The following is a 13058-nucleotide window of genomic DNA, read 5'->3' on the forward strand; positions in this document are numbered from 1 at the left end:
CAGCGACCGCGAGATGCGACTGCTGAAGGAGCGGCACGTCAGACCACACGAGTTCCACGGCGAGTGGAACTACGACCTGATTGCGACCGAACCGCCCGAATGAGCGTGTCGTTCATTTCCAGGCCCTTAGCTCGACACCAGCCACCTGGCCCGAGGTCGCGAAGTATCGCCTAGGCGTCGCAGGACGTTGTGGTGGACGCTGTCACGATCTCGTCATCCACACGCCGTCCCGCGGCGTGATCGCCTCGATGCCCGAAGGCGCCAGCGTCGCGTTGAAGATCGCCTGCCAGGTGCCGTCCTTCTCGGCGGCCACCAGAATGTCGTCGATCTTGCGGCGCAACAGGTCGTCCCCGTACGGCAGCCCGATGCCGTAAAGCTGAGTGTCCCCGGCCTGGGGGACCGCGATCAGGCGCAGGTGCGCGGGATCCTGCAACGCGTACCCGGCCAGGACGGCGAGGTCGGTGTACACGCCACTCACGCTGTGGTCCTTGAGCGCCGCGACGCACTCGGAGAACGAACCGCGCGACACCGGCTGGGCGCGGGTGAGCGACGCGAGCGGAGTGAACGAGGTCGATCCCGAGGTCGAGCACACGGTGTCGCCCGCGGTGAACGAGGTCACGCCGGTCACGCCGCTCTCGTCGGAGCGCACCAGCAGTCCCTCGTCGGTCTGGAAATACGGCCCGGCGAAGGAGACGTTCTGGGCCCGGTCCGGGCTGTACGAGTACGAGGCCACCACGAGGTCGACCGAGCCGTTCTGCAGGGCGTTCTCGCGGTTAGCGGAGGTGATCGGCACGAACTGGATGCGTGCGCGGCCGAACCCGAGCCTGGCCGCCACCAGTTGCGCGATCTCGACGTCGAAGCCGGTGTAGGTCTTCGTGCTCTCGTCGTAGTAGCCGAGCCCGGGCTGGTCGTTCTTGACGCCGATGACGATGCGGCCACGGCCCTGGTCCCGCTGAGCCATCCGCTGGAAGGTGGGCGAGTTGTCCAGCCGGACCCCGGCGGCCACGGGAAAGTCGCCGGTGGCCGCGATCGGCGAGATGGTGACGCAGCCCGTGGTCGTGCCCGCCGTGACCGCCATGGCGAGCAGGAGTCCCAGCCATCCCCGTCGTCGCACGTGTACGCCCCTCATGCCGCTGCCGCCCCGAATGCTCTTCCCGGTTCGGAAAGGTAGCGCGTGTCAGCCTTATTCGTCACGGCGGGCAATAACGGTCGGGTAACGGAGCCGCGGCGGCCTTCCGATCTCGCGGCGTGCCGCCCGCCCCACGCCCAGCGGGCCGCCGCGGCAGGTTCGGGGCGCCGGCCGCGCGACTCGACGTGGCAAAATTGCTCAGTGGCCGTCGCGCGCAGGGCTGGCGGCCGTGGCCCGCACGGGCCGCCGCGTCGCGGCGAAGCGGATGAGAGTGGTACGGCTGGAATGTCCTCCTCCAGGAAGTACGAGATCGTCACGTACGGCTGCCAGATGAACGTGCACGACTCCGAGCGGCTCTCCGGCCTGCTGGAGAGCGCCGGCTACGAGCGTGCCGAGCAGGGCGAGTCGGCCGATGTGGTGGTCTTCAACACCTGCGCCGTGCGTGAGAACGCGGACAACCGGCTGTACGGCAACCTCGGGCACCTCGCCTCGGTAAAGGCACAGCGGCCCGGCATGCAGATCGCGGTCGGCGGCTGTCTCGCGCAGAAGGACCGCGGTGAGGTGATCCGCCGCGCACCCTACGTCGACGTGGTGTTCGGCACGCATAACCTCGCGGCCCTGCCCGTGTTGCTTGAGCGTGCCCGCGTGCGGCAGGAGGCGCAGGTGGAGATCGCCGAGGCGCTGGAGGTCTTCCCCTCCACGCTGCCCTCTCGGCGTGAGTCCGCCTACGCGGCCTGGGTCTCGATCTCCGTCGGCTGTAACAACAAATGCACCTTCTGCATCGTGCCGTCCCTGCGCGGCACCGAGCGGGACCGGCGACCGGGCGAGATCCTGGCCGAGATCGAGGCGCTGGTCGCCGAGGGAGTCGTGGAGATCACGCTGCTCGGGCAGAACGTCAACTCGTACGGAGTCGGGCTCGGCTCCGTCGACGGCGGGCCTGGTGCGGACAGCGAGGCGTTCTCCGGGCTGCTGCGGGCCTGCGGGCGGATCGAGGGACTGGAGCGGGTCCGCTTCACCTCCCCTCATCCGCGCGACTTCACGGATGACGTGATAGCGGCCATGGCGCAGACGCCGAACGTGATGCCCTCGCTACACATGCCGCTTCAATCAGGCTCGGATGCCGTGCTGCGCGCCATGCGCCGTTCGTATCGCCAGGAGCGCTACCTGGGGATCATCGAGCGCGTGCGTAAGGCGATCCCGCACGCCGCCATCACGACGGACGTCATCGTCGGCTTCCCCGGCGAAACCGAGGCCGACTTCGAACAGACGTTGCACGTCGTGCGCGAGTCCCGGTTCGCCTCGGCGTTCACGTTCCAGTACTCGAAGCGCCCCGGCACTCCGGCCGCCGAGATGGACGGCCAAGTGCCCAAGCAGGTCGTGCAGGAGCGCTACGAGCGCCTTGTCGCATTGCAGGAGGAGATCTCCTGGGCGGAGAACCGCAAGCTGGTCGGCACGGAGGTCGAGCTGCTGGTCGCGGAGGGCGAGGGACGCAAGGACGGCGCGACGCACCGGATGTCCGGTCGCGCCCGCGACAATCGGCTCGTGCACTTCGCCGTCGGGGACGCCACGGCGGACGGGACGAGAGAAGAGCAGCGTCCCCGGCCCGGTGACCTGGTCACGACGCGGATCACCTACGCCGCGCCACACCACCTCGTCGCGGACGGTGATGAAAACGGGAGTGCGGTACGCACGCTGCGACGTCTGCGCTCCGGAGATGCGTGGGAGGCGCGTCACGCGGCTGCAAACGCCAAGCCGGTCGTGTCGCTCGGGATGCCAGGCGTGGGCTCACCCGCGCCGCTTTCGCCGGCTCCGGTCTGCGGCTGAGCGCGGAACGGTTCGAGAATGCTCGTCGCGGCCGCAGTATGCCCGCAGACACCGTTGCTCGTCCCGCAGATCGCGGGCAATGCCGCTGGGGAACTGGCGGACGTGCGCAGCGCCGCGCTCGACGCGGTAGCCCGGCTGTGCGGCGAGCGAACGGATTTGCTGATCGTGCTCGCGCCAACCGAGGGCTCGGGCGCCCGAAGGACCGGGCTGACCGGCTCGTTGCGCCGTTTCGGCGTCGACTACAGCGTCGGAGGGCACGACGGAGCCACGGAACCCTGCTGCGGTCTGCTGATCGGCCGCTGGATGCTTGAGCGAACCTTCCCGGCCGCGGTGCCCGCGCACGAGGGGTGGGAAGTGGGCGAGCAGACCGAGCCGGGAGAGTGCGCTCGGCTCGGCCGGATGCTGGGCGAGCGGGCCGCACGGGTGGCGCTGCTCATCATGGGAGACGGCTCGGCCCGGCGCACGCCCAAGGCTCCGGGCTACTTCGACGAGCGCGCCGAACCCTTCGACGACGCGGTCGCCCGCGCGCTGGCCGACGCGGACGCGGCGGCGCTCGCGGCCGTGGACCCGACTGCCGCGCGCACGCTGATGGTGGCGGGCCGGGCGCCCTGGCAGGCACTGGCCGGGGCGGCCATGGCCGCTTCCAGCCGCGCGTGGCATGGCGAACTGCTCTCCTACCGAGCGCCTTACGGCGTCGGTTACTTCACGGCGCTGTGGACCGGTGCGGAACCGGATGCCACTGCGCGCGACGCCGCTCGCTGACTGCTCGGCTTCGGCCCTTTCGCTCGTCGCCCCGCGTGAGCCTGTAAAGATGATGCCTGCGCGATCCTCAGGCTGGGCCCCGGGGTGGCGCTGTGTCCGGAAGCCCGAAGAACTGGCCACGGTCGGATCGATTGGTCGCCGCCCGCCCGGGGGACAGCGCGTGAGAGAGCGCGCGAGAGCTGCGAGGATGGACCCTGTGACAGGGCCAGTGACGCAGCAGGCGCCGTCGCGGTCGACCGCGACGGTCTATGAGGGTGAGGCGCTGCCCGACCGGCTGAGAACCGAGACCGGCGGGGCAGCCGAATCCTCCGCGGCGCACGGCAGGCCGGCGGTCATCGCCGTGCTGGGTCCGACCGCAGTCGGCAAGTCGGACCTGGCTGTGGCGCTCGCCAGGGCGGTCGGCGGTGAAATCGTCAACGCGGACTCGATGCAGCTCTACCGCGGTATGGACATCGGTACCGCGAAGCTCACCGAAGCCGAGCGGCAGGGCGTACCGCACCATCTGCTGGATATCTGGCAGGTGACTGAACGCGCCGCCGTCGCCGAGTACCAGCGCTTGGCGCGCGTGACCCTCGACCGGCTGCTGGCCGAGGGAAAACCGGCGATCCTGGTCGGTGGATCCGGTCTCTACGTCCACGCCACGCTCGACGACTTCGAGTTCCCCGGGACGGATCCGGAACTGCGCGCCGAACTCGAGGCGCAACTCGCGGAACTCGGTGCCGGCGCAATGCACGCCCGACTGGCCGCGGCCGACCCGGGGGCCGCGGCCGCGATTCTGCCGTCCAACGGCCGCCGCATCGTGCGGGCGCTTGAGGTGATCGAGCTGACGGGCGGCCGGTTCACCGCCACCTTGCCGGGCCACAGCCCGCATTACCCGCACACACTGCGCCTCGGCCTTACCGCAGACCGCGCTGTCTTGGACGAGCGCATTACGCGCCGCGTGGACGTCATGTGGGAACGTGGACTGGTCGATGAGGTCCGTGTGCTGGAACGGATCGGCCTGCGCGAAGGCGCCACCGCGAGCCGGGCGCTCGGATACAAGCAGGTGCTCGCGTTCCTCGCCGGAGAGTGCTCGGAGCAGGAAGCACGGGAACTGACGGTGAAGGAGACCAAGCGCTTCGCCCGGCGCCAGGAATCGTGGTTCCGCCGCGACCCGCACGTGCACTGGCTCGACCAAGGGGTCGCAGGACTTTACCAAGCCGCGCTGGAACTCGTGCGCGGTTGACCGAGACCCCCCGACTGCGGCCCAGACGGCGCTGACCGCAGCTCCGACTGAGGTTCTGACTGCGCGTCAGCCTGGTTCAGGAGCCGAAAACGCGCCGGGTGTACGCATTGGCGAATACGCGCTGCGGGTCCGCCTTATCGCGTACGGCGAGGAAATCGTCGAAACGTGGATACGCCGTAGCGAAGTAGTCCCTGTCACGCGTGTGCAGCTTGCCCCAATGCGGGCGTCCGTCGTACGCGACCATGATGGACTCGGCGTTCTCGAAGTACTCGGTCGGACTCACGCCGTTGGGCATGTGGAACGCCAGATAGGCGGTGTCGCGGCCGTACGCGGTCGAGAGCCACAGCTTGTCGGCCGGTGCCGTGCGGACCTCGATCGGGATGCTGATGCGCAGGCCGGCGTCCTGAAGCATTCGCCGCACCTCACGCAGCGCTGGAACGGTTGCCGCCCGCGGCAGTGCGTATTCCATCTCAAGGAACTTGAAGCGCCGCGGCGAAGTGAACACCTTGTCCGACCGGTCTGTATAGCTGCGCGCCGACAGGGCCCTTGCCGCGAGTTTGTTGATGGCGGGAACGGCGCGCGGCGCGCTGCGGCCCGCCTTGAGCAGTCCCGAGTAGAACGTGTTGGACAGGAACTCGTCCTCGAACCACGTGCGTCCGCGCGAGAGCGGGGCCGCCGGTCCGGCCGTGCGGTTGTTCCGCTTGAGCATGGTGGTGTCGGTGTGCGGGAACCACCAGAACTCGAAATGCTCGTTGTCCTGCCACAGCTGATCGAAGGAATCGAGCACCGCGTCGAGCCGCATCGGTTCCTCCTGCGCGGCCAGCAGGAAGGCCGGCTCGGTGCGGAAGGTGACCGAGGTGATCACGCCGATGGCGCCGAGCCCGATGCGCGCCGCCTCGAACAGTTCGGGGCGCTCGGTCGCCGAGCAGCTCACCGTCGACCCGTCGGCGAGCACCAGTTCCAGCGCCGCGACCTGCGCGGCGATGGACGCGCTCGCTTTTCCGGTCCCGTGCGTGCCGGTGCCGATCGCCCCGGAGACGGTCTGCTCCTGGATGTCGCCCATGTTGGTCAGCGCCAGGCCCTGTTCGGCCAGCAGTTCGTTGAAGCGCCACAAGGGCATGCCCGCCTCGACGGTGACAAGCCCGGACGCCTTGTCCGCCGACCGCAGGCGCGCCAGGTGCTCGAGACGAACCAGTACCCCGTCGGTCACCGCGACCGGGGTGAAGGAATGGCCGGTGCCGACCGGTTTGACGGCCAGTCCCTGGCCGGCGGCCTCCCGCACGACCTGCGCGACCTCGGCGGTGCTTCCCGGCGTGGCTATGCGCCGCACCCGGGATTTCTGGTTGCCGGCCCAGTTGGTCCACGTGCGGGTCGGCGCGGCGCTCGCCTCAGTGCTCACAGCCCAGTTCGCCCATCTCTTCAGGTCGGCGCGGTGCCGAGCGCGGGCCGTCCCGCGCGGGGCTCTCGCGCGTAGCCAACGCGACATGCGCCCGGGCGTCAAGAGCCGTCAAGCGCGTACGGCCGGTTTCGCAGGCTCCGGCCGCGGCCTGCGGCAGCAGGCGTGCGAGGATGGCTTCATGTCTTTGGCCAGCCCGTACGACGCTCTGCTGCTGCTGTCCTTCGGCGGACCGGAGGGACCGGAAGACGTGGTGCCGTTCCTGGAGAACGTCACCCGAGGTCGCGCAATCCCCAAAGAGCGCCTGGTCGAGGTCGGCGCGCACTACTTCCATTTCGGCGGCGTCAGTCCGATCAACGGGCAGAACCGGGCCCTGATCGCCGCGCTCGAACGCGACTTCGCCGGGCAAGGACTGGATCTGCCGATCTACTGGGGCAACCGGAACTGGGACCCATACGTCGCGGACACGCTCGCTCAGATGGCGGCCGACGGAGTACGCCGCGCCGTGGTCTTCGTCACTTCGGCCTATTCGTCGTACTCCGGTTGCCGCCAGTACCGCGAAGATCTGGCCGCGGCGATGGAGTCGGGCGGCGCGGGGAGCGCGGGGCTGTCTCTCGATCGCATCCGCGCCTACTACGACCACCCGGGTTTCGTCGAGCCCATGATCCGCTCGACGGTCGATGCGCTGGGCGCGCTCGACGCGTCTGTGCGCGATGCCGCCGAGCTTGTGTTCGTTACGCACTCGCTGCCGCTTGTCCTGGCGGAGTCGAGCCTTTACGTCGAACAGCACCGCACAGTCGCGCATCTGGTGGCTCAGGGTGTGGAGCTGGCCACCGGGGTCAGCGGCCGGGTGAGCACGTTGACGTACTGCAGCCGCAGCGGACCGCCGAGCCAGCCCTGGCTGGAACCGGACATCGGCGACCACCTGTGCGAGCGCTCGGCTCAGGGCCCCGCCGCGGCCGTCGCGGTCCCGATCGGCTTCGTCTCGGACCACATGGAGGTGGTCTACGACCTGGATACCGAGGCGGCCGAGACGGCGGCCAAGCTCGCCCTGCCCTTCGCCCGTGCGGCCACCGTGGGCACTGATCCGCAATTTGTCGCCGCGATCCGTGACCTCGTGCTCGAACGAGCGGCGCGGGCGCGCGGCGAACAGCCCAGGCCCAAGGCCCTCGGGTCGCTGGGCGTGATGCCGGACGTGTGCCGAGCCGGATGCTGCGCCAACCCGAGGGCGCACCGCCCGGCGTTGTGCGGCTCAGACTGATGGCGCAGCGGGACGCACCGATGGCGGGTGTCAGCGGCGGCACGGCATTGGACCCATGGCGGTTGCTGGATCTGGCCCGTGCGGCGGCGACGCAGGCCGCTCGGCTCGCGGTCGAGCGGCGGCCGGCGGACCTCGGCGTCGCGGAGACCAAATCCAGTCCGACCGACGTGGTGACCGAGATGGACACCGCGGCCGAATCGCTCATCCGGGAGCTGATCCTCGGACAGCGGCCCGATGACGCTTTCCTCGGTGAGGAAGGCGGCGCCGAATCAGGGCGCAGCGCGGTGCGTTGGGTCATCGACCCGATCGACGGCACGGTGAACTACCTTTACGACTTACCGCACTGGGCCGTCTCCGTGGGCGTGGAGGTGGATGGGATCACAGTCGCAGGCGTCGTAGCCGCTCCCCGTCTCGGTGAGCTGTACACGGCGGTGCGGGGCGCCGGGGCCTGGTGCAACGATGAGAAGCTTCGCGTCAGACCGACCACCGAGCTTGGTTCCGCTCTGATAGCCACCGGTTTCGGTTATCGTGCCGAGCGTCGGCGACGCCAAGGCGCGATCGCCGGTGCGCTGCTGCCGCGGGTACGTGACATCCGGCGAGCCGGTTCGGCGGCGTTGGACCTGTGCGCGGTCGCAGCGGGCCGGGTGGACGGCTACTACGAGCGGGGAACACACCACTGGGATCGCTGTGCCGGGGCTCTGATCGCCACGGAGGCGGGCGCGATCGTCGGGGGCTTCGAGGGTGCCCCCGCGAGCGAGCAGATGGCTCTGGCGGCTCCTCCAGGGACCTTCGAGGCGCTCCACGAAGCATTGAGGGAGCTCGGCGCCGACGCAGTCGATTACTGACGTCCGATGACCCAGTGATTCGCTATCTAACACCGCATGACGCTGCGCAGTCGCGGCGGGTATCCCGCGCGAATGCTAAGCGCCCCACACCGCGCAGGGCGTGGGGCGCTTGTTCGGAGTCTCGTGGTTCAGCTCGGGAGATGATCAGGCGGCGGTGGTAGACGGCGCGACATCTACGCCGTGCTCGGCCGCGATCCGCAGCAGGGAGTCGAGCTCGCCCTGCTCAACTTGGACCGCATACGGGTCCTTTGCGTACACAGCACGGCGCAGGGCCGTCTCCGTGTCGTAGATGCGCTGACGCAGACGAATGGAGAACTCTCCCATTGGTTCGCTCCTTGCGCGGGGAGGGGCGGACAGGCGTTCCGGTGAGGGTCCGGGCTGCCGCCAAAGCCGTAGACGTCGGGGCCGGATCGGCCGCGGGTGTAGGGAGTCGCCTTCCTGATGTTCGTACCGGGAATGGATCTAGCTCGTAGGTCGTGCCGCACTCACCAAGTGCCCACGCCGCCGTACCGGCAGGTTGAGCCATCTGGGTCAAGCTTCCCGAACCGGCTGACCGCCAAACCATCCGTTGGGACGCCGTCCTTTCTTGACCCTCCCTTTACGCGGCGCGCGGCAGGCTGTTCTCTTCGAGCGAGCCTCGACCGATGAATATCGGTCGGGCGTGAAGCCACGGTGAAGCGGAGGCGTACGGAACATGCGGGTCTTGGTCGCCGAGGATGAGCAGTTGCTGGCCGACGCGATCGCCACCGGACTGCGCCGTGAGGCGATGGCCGTAGACGTGGTCTACGACGGCGAATCGGCCTGGGAACGCGCCAGCGTGAACGACTACGACGTCGTGGTACTGGATCGCGATCTGCCCGCCCTGTCCGGTGACGAGGTCTGCCGTCTGGTCGTCTCCTCCGGCTGCGCCACCCGGGTGATCATGCTGACCGCTGCCGCGGACGTCACCGACCGGGTCGCCGGCCTCTCTCTCGGAGCGGACGACTACCTCGGAAAGCCGTTCTCCTTCGTCGAACTGGTGGCACGGGTGCGCGCGCTCGGCCGCCGGGCCGTCGTGCCGGTCCCGCCGGTACTGGAACGCGCGGGGTTGCGGCTCGACCCGGCGCGCCGCGAAGTCACTCGCGACGGTGCGCCGGTCACTCTCTCACCGAAAGAGTTCGCCGTCCTGGAAGTCCTCATGCGAGCGGACGGCACGGCGGTGACCGCCGAACGGCTGCTGGAGAAGGCATGGGACGAGAACGCAGACCCGTTCACGAACGTCGTGCGAGTCACGGTCATGACGCTGCGTAAGCGCCTGGGTGATCCGCCAGTGGTGTTGACCGTGCCTGGTGCCGGTTACCGCATCGCGTGAGCGGCGAATCATGACCGGTGATCCGAACTCGAATACGCAGAACGTGAATTTGCGACGGGGTGACGCTCCGGACGGCAGCGGCCCAGGAGCCACGAACCCCGCCGGGGTAAGACCGCCTGACCCGCTCGCGCAGACCGTCGTTCCGCTCACCGCCTCGGGCCACTACACGACGGCCACCGAGGCGACGCCACCCTTCGGCCGCCGCGCGGGGCGTGCGGCCGCCCCGCGCGGCCTGACCGTGCGCGCGAAACTCGCCCTGATCTACGGGGCGTTGTTCGTCGGCGCCGGCATAGTCCTGATCACGCTGATCTACCTTCTGGTGCTCTGGCGGCTGAACCACCCGCGGGCGAACCTGCCGTCCTGGTGCACGTTGACGGCGGCGGACCGCGCCGCCGGGATCCGGCTGACCGGCGCTCAGAGCGCGTTGTGCAATCGGCTGGAGCGCTCCGACACACTGCGCGGCATCCTGGTCTCCTCGCTGCTCGGTCTCGCGGTCACGAGCGTCGCGGCCTTCGGCGTCGGCTACTGGGTCGCCGGGCGTGTGCTGCGCCCGTTGAGCCGGGTCACCGCCGCCGCCCGGCGCATCGCGCACCGGCCCGACGCGGCCGCGCGCACCAGGATCTCGCTCGACGGACCCAGCGACGAGCTGCGGGAGCTGGCCGACACCTTCGACGAGATGCTTGACCGGCTCGACCTCGCCTTCCAAAGCCAGCGGCGGTTCACCGGCAACGTCTCGCACGAGTTGCGCACGCCGCTGGCGATCAACCGCACGCTCCTGGAGGTGGCGCTCGCCGATCCCGACGTGCCTAAGCCGACCGAGCAACTGGCCAAGGCGCTGCTCACTACGAACGAGCGCTCCGAGCGCATGATCGAGGGACTGCTCGCGCTTGCCCGAGCCGACAATGCGCTCGTCAATCCGTCCCCGGTCGATCTCGCCGCGGTTGCCCGCCGTGCCGCCGCTCAGTGCGAGGCTGAAGCCGCCGAGCGCGCCGTCACGGTACGTACCGATCTCGGGCCTGCTGCCTCGTTCGGCGACGCGGCCCTACTCGAGCGCGTGGCGACGAACCTGATTCAGAACGGGCTGCGGTACAACATGCCCGGTGGGTGGGTCGACGTGGTCACCTACGACCAGAGAACCCACGGCCTGCTGGTGGTGGCCAACAGCGGACCCGTCGTGCCCGAGGCTGCCGCTGAGAGCCTCTTCGAGCCCTTCCGGCGGCTCAAGCGCGGCGCGGGAGGGTCGCCGGACCCGGCAGACCGCGGCGCCGGCCTCGGCCTCTCCATCGTCCGCGCGATCGTCTCAGCGCACCGCGGCCGCATCGCGGTCCAGCCGCGCTCCGAAGGCGGCCTCATCGTGCGGGTCTGGATCCCTGCCGTCGACTATGACCGGTGACGGGCCAGGTCCCGCGAAGCGGTCACCCGAACGGCCCCCCCGGCGCGCCGCTGTCCGGGCTCCGTGCTGCTAGTGTCCCGCGCCGGAAATCCGCCGTGAAAATCGGCCCCCGCATCCCGCCTGGCCGCGTTGCCGAAACACCCACAGACGACCCACTGCGTTGATTGAGCACCGCGAGGGTAATCAAAGAACTCGGACGACAGAGTGGCCTAGCCGATCCGCCTCAACTCTTGAGCGTAAGACGCGCCGTTCGCGACGTATCGCGCCACCGCGTCGTCGAAGGCGCCCGGAGGCACGGCATCTGTGCGGATCTTCGCCGGCACGCCGAGGGCCATCGCGCCGGTGGGCACCTCGGTACCGGGGGACACGACGGCACCCGCGCCTACGAGTGCGCCGCTGCGGATGACTGCGCGGTGCAGCACGATCGACCCGGAGCCGATCAGGCAGCGATCCTCGACCACACACCCCTCCAAATGGGCGATGTGACCGATAACACATTCGGAGCCGATTACTGTCGCGAGCTCATCCGTCGCGTGCAGGACCGCACCGTCCTGAACAGATGTGCGCTCGCCGACCGTGATGGACCCGTAGTCGCCGCGCAGTACCGCCCCCGGCCACACCGTGCTCTCTGCACCCACGCTGACCTGCCCGATCACGACAGCATCCGGATGGATGTATGCCTTAGGATGCAGCGTCGGGACGTGGTCGCCCAAGGCGTAAATCGGCATGGGGCAAACCTTCCATGACTGGGTAGGGGTGCGTGACCGGAGGTCGGCCCATCCTGCCAGATCACCCTTTCGGCGGACGCGGGAGGGTGTCGGTTGCGTAACACCCCTTGAAGTAAGGCAAAATCTCCGCCTCGGATCGGGCACAAGTCCGGCTCCCGAAACGTTACGTGCCCAGAACCAGAGAACCGCCTGAAGGGGGAGAGGGAGAAATGGCCACCGATTACGACACGCCACGCAAGACCGACGACGAGCTCAGCGAGGACTCGCTGGAGGAGTTGAAGGCCCGCCGCGTCGACAAGACCGCGGCCGTCGTGGATCTGGACGAGGGCGATGCCGAGTCGCTGGAACTGCCCGGCGCCGACCTGTCCAACGAGGAGCTCAGCGTCCGGGTGCTGCCACGCCAGGCCGACGAGTTCACCTGCGCCAAGTGCTTTCTGGTGCACCACCAGTCGCAGTTGGCGTACGAGCGCAACGGGCAGAGCATCTGCCACGACTGCGCCTGATCGGGGTTGGGAGGGGACGAGATCCCCTCGCAACCGGTGCCCGTCAGCCGGCGGGTACCCGAGGTCGTTCGGGCAGCCGGCGGTGGTCAGCGCTGGAGCGCGTTGACCGCCGCTGCGAGCTGCTTGGGCCGGCGGCTGGACAGGTAAAGATACGGGGTCGGGTCTGTCGGGTCGGCGACCTCCACACGCACAGCGGTCGGTATGTAGCTGCGCAGCAACAGGAAGGCCCGCGGATCCGCCTCGTACGTCCGCAGCGCACGCGAGCGCTCCGGGTCGAGCGCGTCCGCCCCGCCCAGCGCGGAGGCGGGCAGGACGGCGGATCCGGCCGCGAGAGTACCGTCCGCACGGATCTCGATGACCGGCCTGCCGTATGCGAGCACCGCCGCGCCGCTCAGCGCGGTCCCGGCGACCAGCGCGGCCAATGACCACCACGGGCTGATGACCAGCATGATGATCGCCAGACTCAGTCCGAACAGCAGTCCGATGAACCAGTACGACAGCGGCGCGCGCAACTGTTCCCGATAGAGCAGACCCCTGTCGCTCAACGCGGCGTTCACCGCTTCGGCAGTCCGCTCGCGGCTGCCCGTCGATTCCCCGGCGCTCGTCATAGCGCCTAGCGTCACACATGACCCGAGCGCTGC

The 13058-nt window shown here is 69.2% G+C and carries 13 protein-coding genes; 8 read left to right on the forward strand and 5 right to left on the reverse strand.

The window, feature by feature from the left end; genetic code table 11:
• Nucleotides 1–202: 202 nt before the first annotated feature.
• Nucleotides 203–1114 (reverse strand): glutamate ABC transporter substrate-binding protein, encoded by a 912-nt coding sequence (locus KGA66_RS13290; RefSeq protein WP_211468275.1) that lies wholly within the window; start codon nucleotides 1112–1114, stop codon nucleotides 203–205.
• Between the two features lie 300 nt (nucleotides 1115–1414).
• Between KGA66_RS13290 and miaB the strand changes: the two genes are divergently transcribed.
• From miaB to miaA, 3 genes are all read left to right on the forward strand, one after another.
• Entirely contained in the window at nucleotides 1415–2953 is a 1539-nt protein-coding gene (miaB, locus tag KGA66_RS13295) for a tRNA (N6-isopentenyl adenosine(37)-C2)-methylthiotransferase MiaB (protein WP_211468277.1), read from the forward strand.
• Between the two features lie 18 nt (nucleotides 2954–2971).
• Nucleotides 2972–3715, forward strand: coding sequence for a class III extradiol ring-cleavage dioxygenase family protein (locus KGA66_RS13300; RefSeq protein WP_211468279.1), 744 nt, complete (start codon nucleotides 2972–2974; stop codon nucleotides 3713–3715).
• A gap of 274 nt (nucleotides 3716–3989) precedes the next feature.
• Nucleotides 3990–4940 (forward strand): tRNA (adenosine(37)-N6)-dimethylallyltransferase MiaA, encoded by a 951-nt coding sequence (gene miaA / locus KGA66_RS13305; RefSeq protein ID WP_369015866.1) that lies wholly within the window; start codon nucleotides 3990–3992, stop codon nucleotides 4938–4940.
• Between the two features lie 76 nt (nucleotides 4941–5016).
• Here miaA and KGA66_RS13310 read toward each other — a convergent pair whose 3' ends face one another.
• Nucleotides 5017–6339 (reverse strand): D-arabinono-1,4-lactone oxidase, encoded by a 1323-nt coding sequence (locus KGA66_RS13310; RefSeq protein WP_312886896.1) that lies wholly within the window; start codon nucleotides 6337–6339, stop codon nucleotides 5017–5019.
• A gap of 178 nt (nucleotides 6340–6517) precedes the next feature.
• On the opposite strand from KGA66_RS13310, the gene KGA66_RS13315 reads away from it, so the two are divergent.
• Nucleotides 6518–7597: a ferrochelatase gene (locus KGA66_RS13315; protein ID WP_211468285.1), complete on the forward strand. Its 1080-nt coding sequence runs from the start codon at nucleotides 6518–6520 to the stop codon at nucleotides 7595–7597.
• Nucleotides 7597–8442: an inositol monophosphatase family protein gene (locus KGA66_RS13320; RefSeq protein ID WP_246507703.1), complete on the forward strand. Its 846-nt coding sequence runs from the start codon at nucleotides 7597–7599 to the stop codon at nucleotides 8440–8442. Before KGA66_RS13315 ends, KGA66_RS13320 begins: the two co-directional genes overlap by 1 nt.
• Before the next feature lie 144 nt (nucleotides 8443–8586).
• Here the strand turns inward: KGA66_RS13320 and KGA66_RS13325 are convergent, their stop codons facing one another.
• Nucleotides 8587–8766 carry a hypothetical protein gene (locus KGA66_RS13325; RefSeq protein ID WP_211468287.1) on the reverse strand — a complete coding sequence of 60 codons (180 nt, stop codon included), beginning with the start codon at nucleotides 8764–8766 and terminating at the stop codon, nucleotides 8587–8589.
• Nucleotides 8767–9136: 370 nt separating this feature from the next.
• On the opposite strand from KGA66_RS13325, the gene KGA66_RS13330 reads away from it, so the two are divergent.
• Together KGA66_RS13330 and KGA66_RS13335 are read left to right on the forward strand one after the other, a co-directional pair.
• Nucleotides 9137–9793, forward strand: a complete 657-nt coding sequence (locus KGA66_RS13330; protein WP_211468289.1) for a response regulator transcription factor — start codon at nucleotides 9137–9139, stop codon at nucleotides 9791–9793.
• A gap of 10 nt (nucleotides 9794–9803) precedes the next feature.
• Entirely contained in the window at nucleotides 9804–11186 is a 1383-nt protein-coding gene (locus KGA66_RS13335) for a sensor histidine kinase (RefSeq protein ID WP_211468291.1), read from the forward strand.
• Between the two features lie 209 nt (nucleotides 11187–11395).
• Here the strand turns inward: KGA66_RS13335 and KGA66_RS13340 are convergent, their stop codons facing one another.
• The gene (locus KGA66_RS13340; protein ID WP_211468293.1) at nucleotides 11396–11914 is read right to left on the reverse strand and encodes a gamma carbonic anhydrase family protein; all 519 of its coding nucleotides are present in this window, start codon (nucleotides 11912–11914) and stop codon (nucleotides 11396–11398) included.
• A 209-nt stretch (nucleotides 11915–12123) separates the two neighbouring features.
• Here KGA66_RS13340 and KGA66_RS13345 point away from each other — a divergent pair, with 209 nt between their 5' ends.
• Nucleotides 12124–12417, forward strand: coding sequence for a DUF4193 domain-containing protein (locus KGA66_RS13345; protein ID WP_211468295.1), 294 nt, complete (start codon nucleotides 12124–12126; stop codon nucleotides 12415–12417).
• 86 nt (nucleotides 12418–12503) lie between these two features.
• Here the strand turns inward: KGA66_RS13345 and KGA66_RS13350 are convergent, their stop codons facing one another.
• Nucleotides 12504–13025 carry a DUF3093 domain-containing protein gene (locus tag KGA66_RS13350; protein WP_211468297.1) on the reverse strand — a complete coding sequence of 174 codons (522 nt, stop codon included), beginning with the start codon at nucleotides 13023–13025 and terminating at the stop codon, nucleotides 12504–12506.
• Nucleotides 13026–13058: the final 33 nt, after the last annotated feature.

The sequence above is a fragment of the Actinocrinis puniceicyclus genome, assembly GCF_018283645.1.
In the GTDB taxonomy this organism is placed as follows: Bacteria; Actinomycetota; Actinomycetes; order Streptomycetales; family Catenulisporaceae; genus Actinocrinis; species Actinocrinis puniceicyclus.

Excerpts from the sequence above, each read along its gene's own strand:
- miaB (WP_211468277.1), top strand. The coding sequence starts at position 1,415 with ATGTCCTCCTCCAGGAAGTACGAGATCGTCACGTACGGCTGCCAGATG.
- KGA66_RS13300 (WP_211468279.1), top strand. The coding sequence starts at position 2,972 with ATGCTCGTCGCGGCCGCAGTATGCCCGCAGACACCGTTGCTCGTCCCG.
- KGA66_RS13315 (WP_211468285.1), top strand. The coding sequence starts at position 6,518 with ATGTCTTTGGCCAGCCCGTACGACGCTCTGCTGCTGCTGTCCTTCGGC.
- KGA66_RS13320 (WP_246507703.1), top strand. The coding sequence starts at position 7,597 with ATGGCGCAGCGGGACGCACCGATGGCGGGTGTCAGCGGCGGCACGGCA.
- KGA66_RS13325 (WP_211468287.1), bottom strand. The coding sequence starts at position 8,766 with ATGGGAGAGTTCTCCATTCGTCTGCGTCAGCGCATCTACGACACGGAG.
- KGA66_RS13330 (WP_211468289.1), top strand. The coding sequence starts at position 9,137 with ATGCGGGTCTTGGTCGCCGAGGATGAGCAGTTGCTGGCCGACGCGATC.
- KGA66_RS13335 (WP_211468291.1), top strand. The coding sequence starts at position 9,804 with ATGACCGGTGATCCGAACTCGAATACGCAGAACGTGAATTTGCGACGG.
- KGA66_RS13340 (WP_211468293.1), bottom strand. The coding sequence starts at position 11,914 with ATGCCGATTTACGCCTTGGGCGACCACGTCCCGACGCTGCATCCTAAG.
- KGA66_RS13345 (WP_211468295.1), top strand. The coding sequence starts at position 12,124 with ATGGCCACCGATTACGACACGCCACGCAAGACCGACGACGAGCTCAGC.
- KGA66_RS13350 (WP_211468297.1), bottom strand. The coding sequence starts at position 13,025 with ATGACGAGCGCCGGGGAATCGACGGGCAGCCGCGAGCGGACTGCCGAA.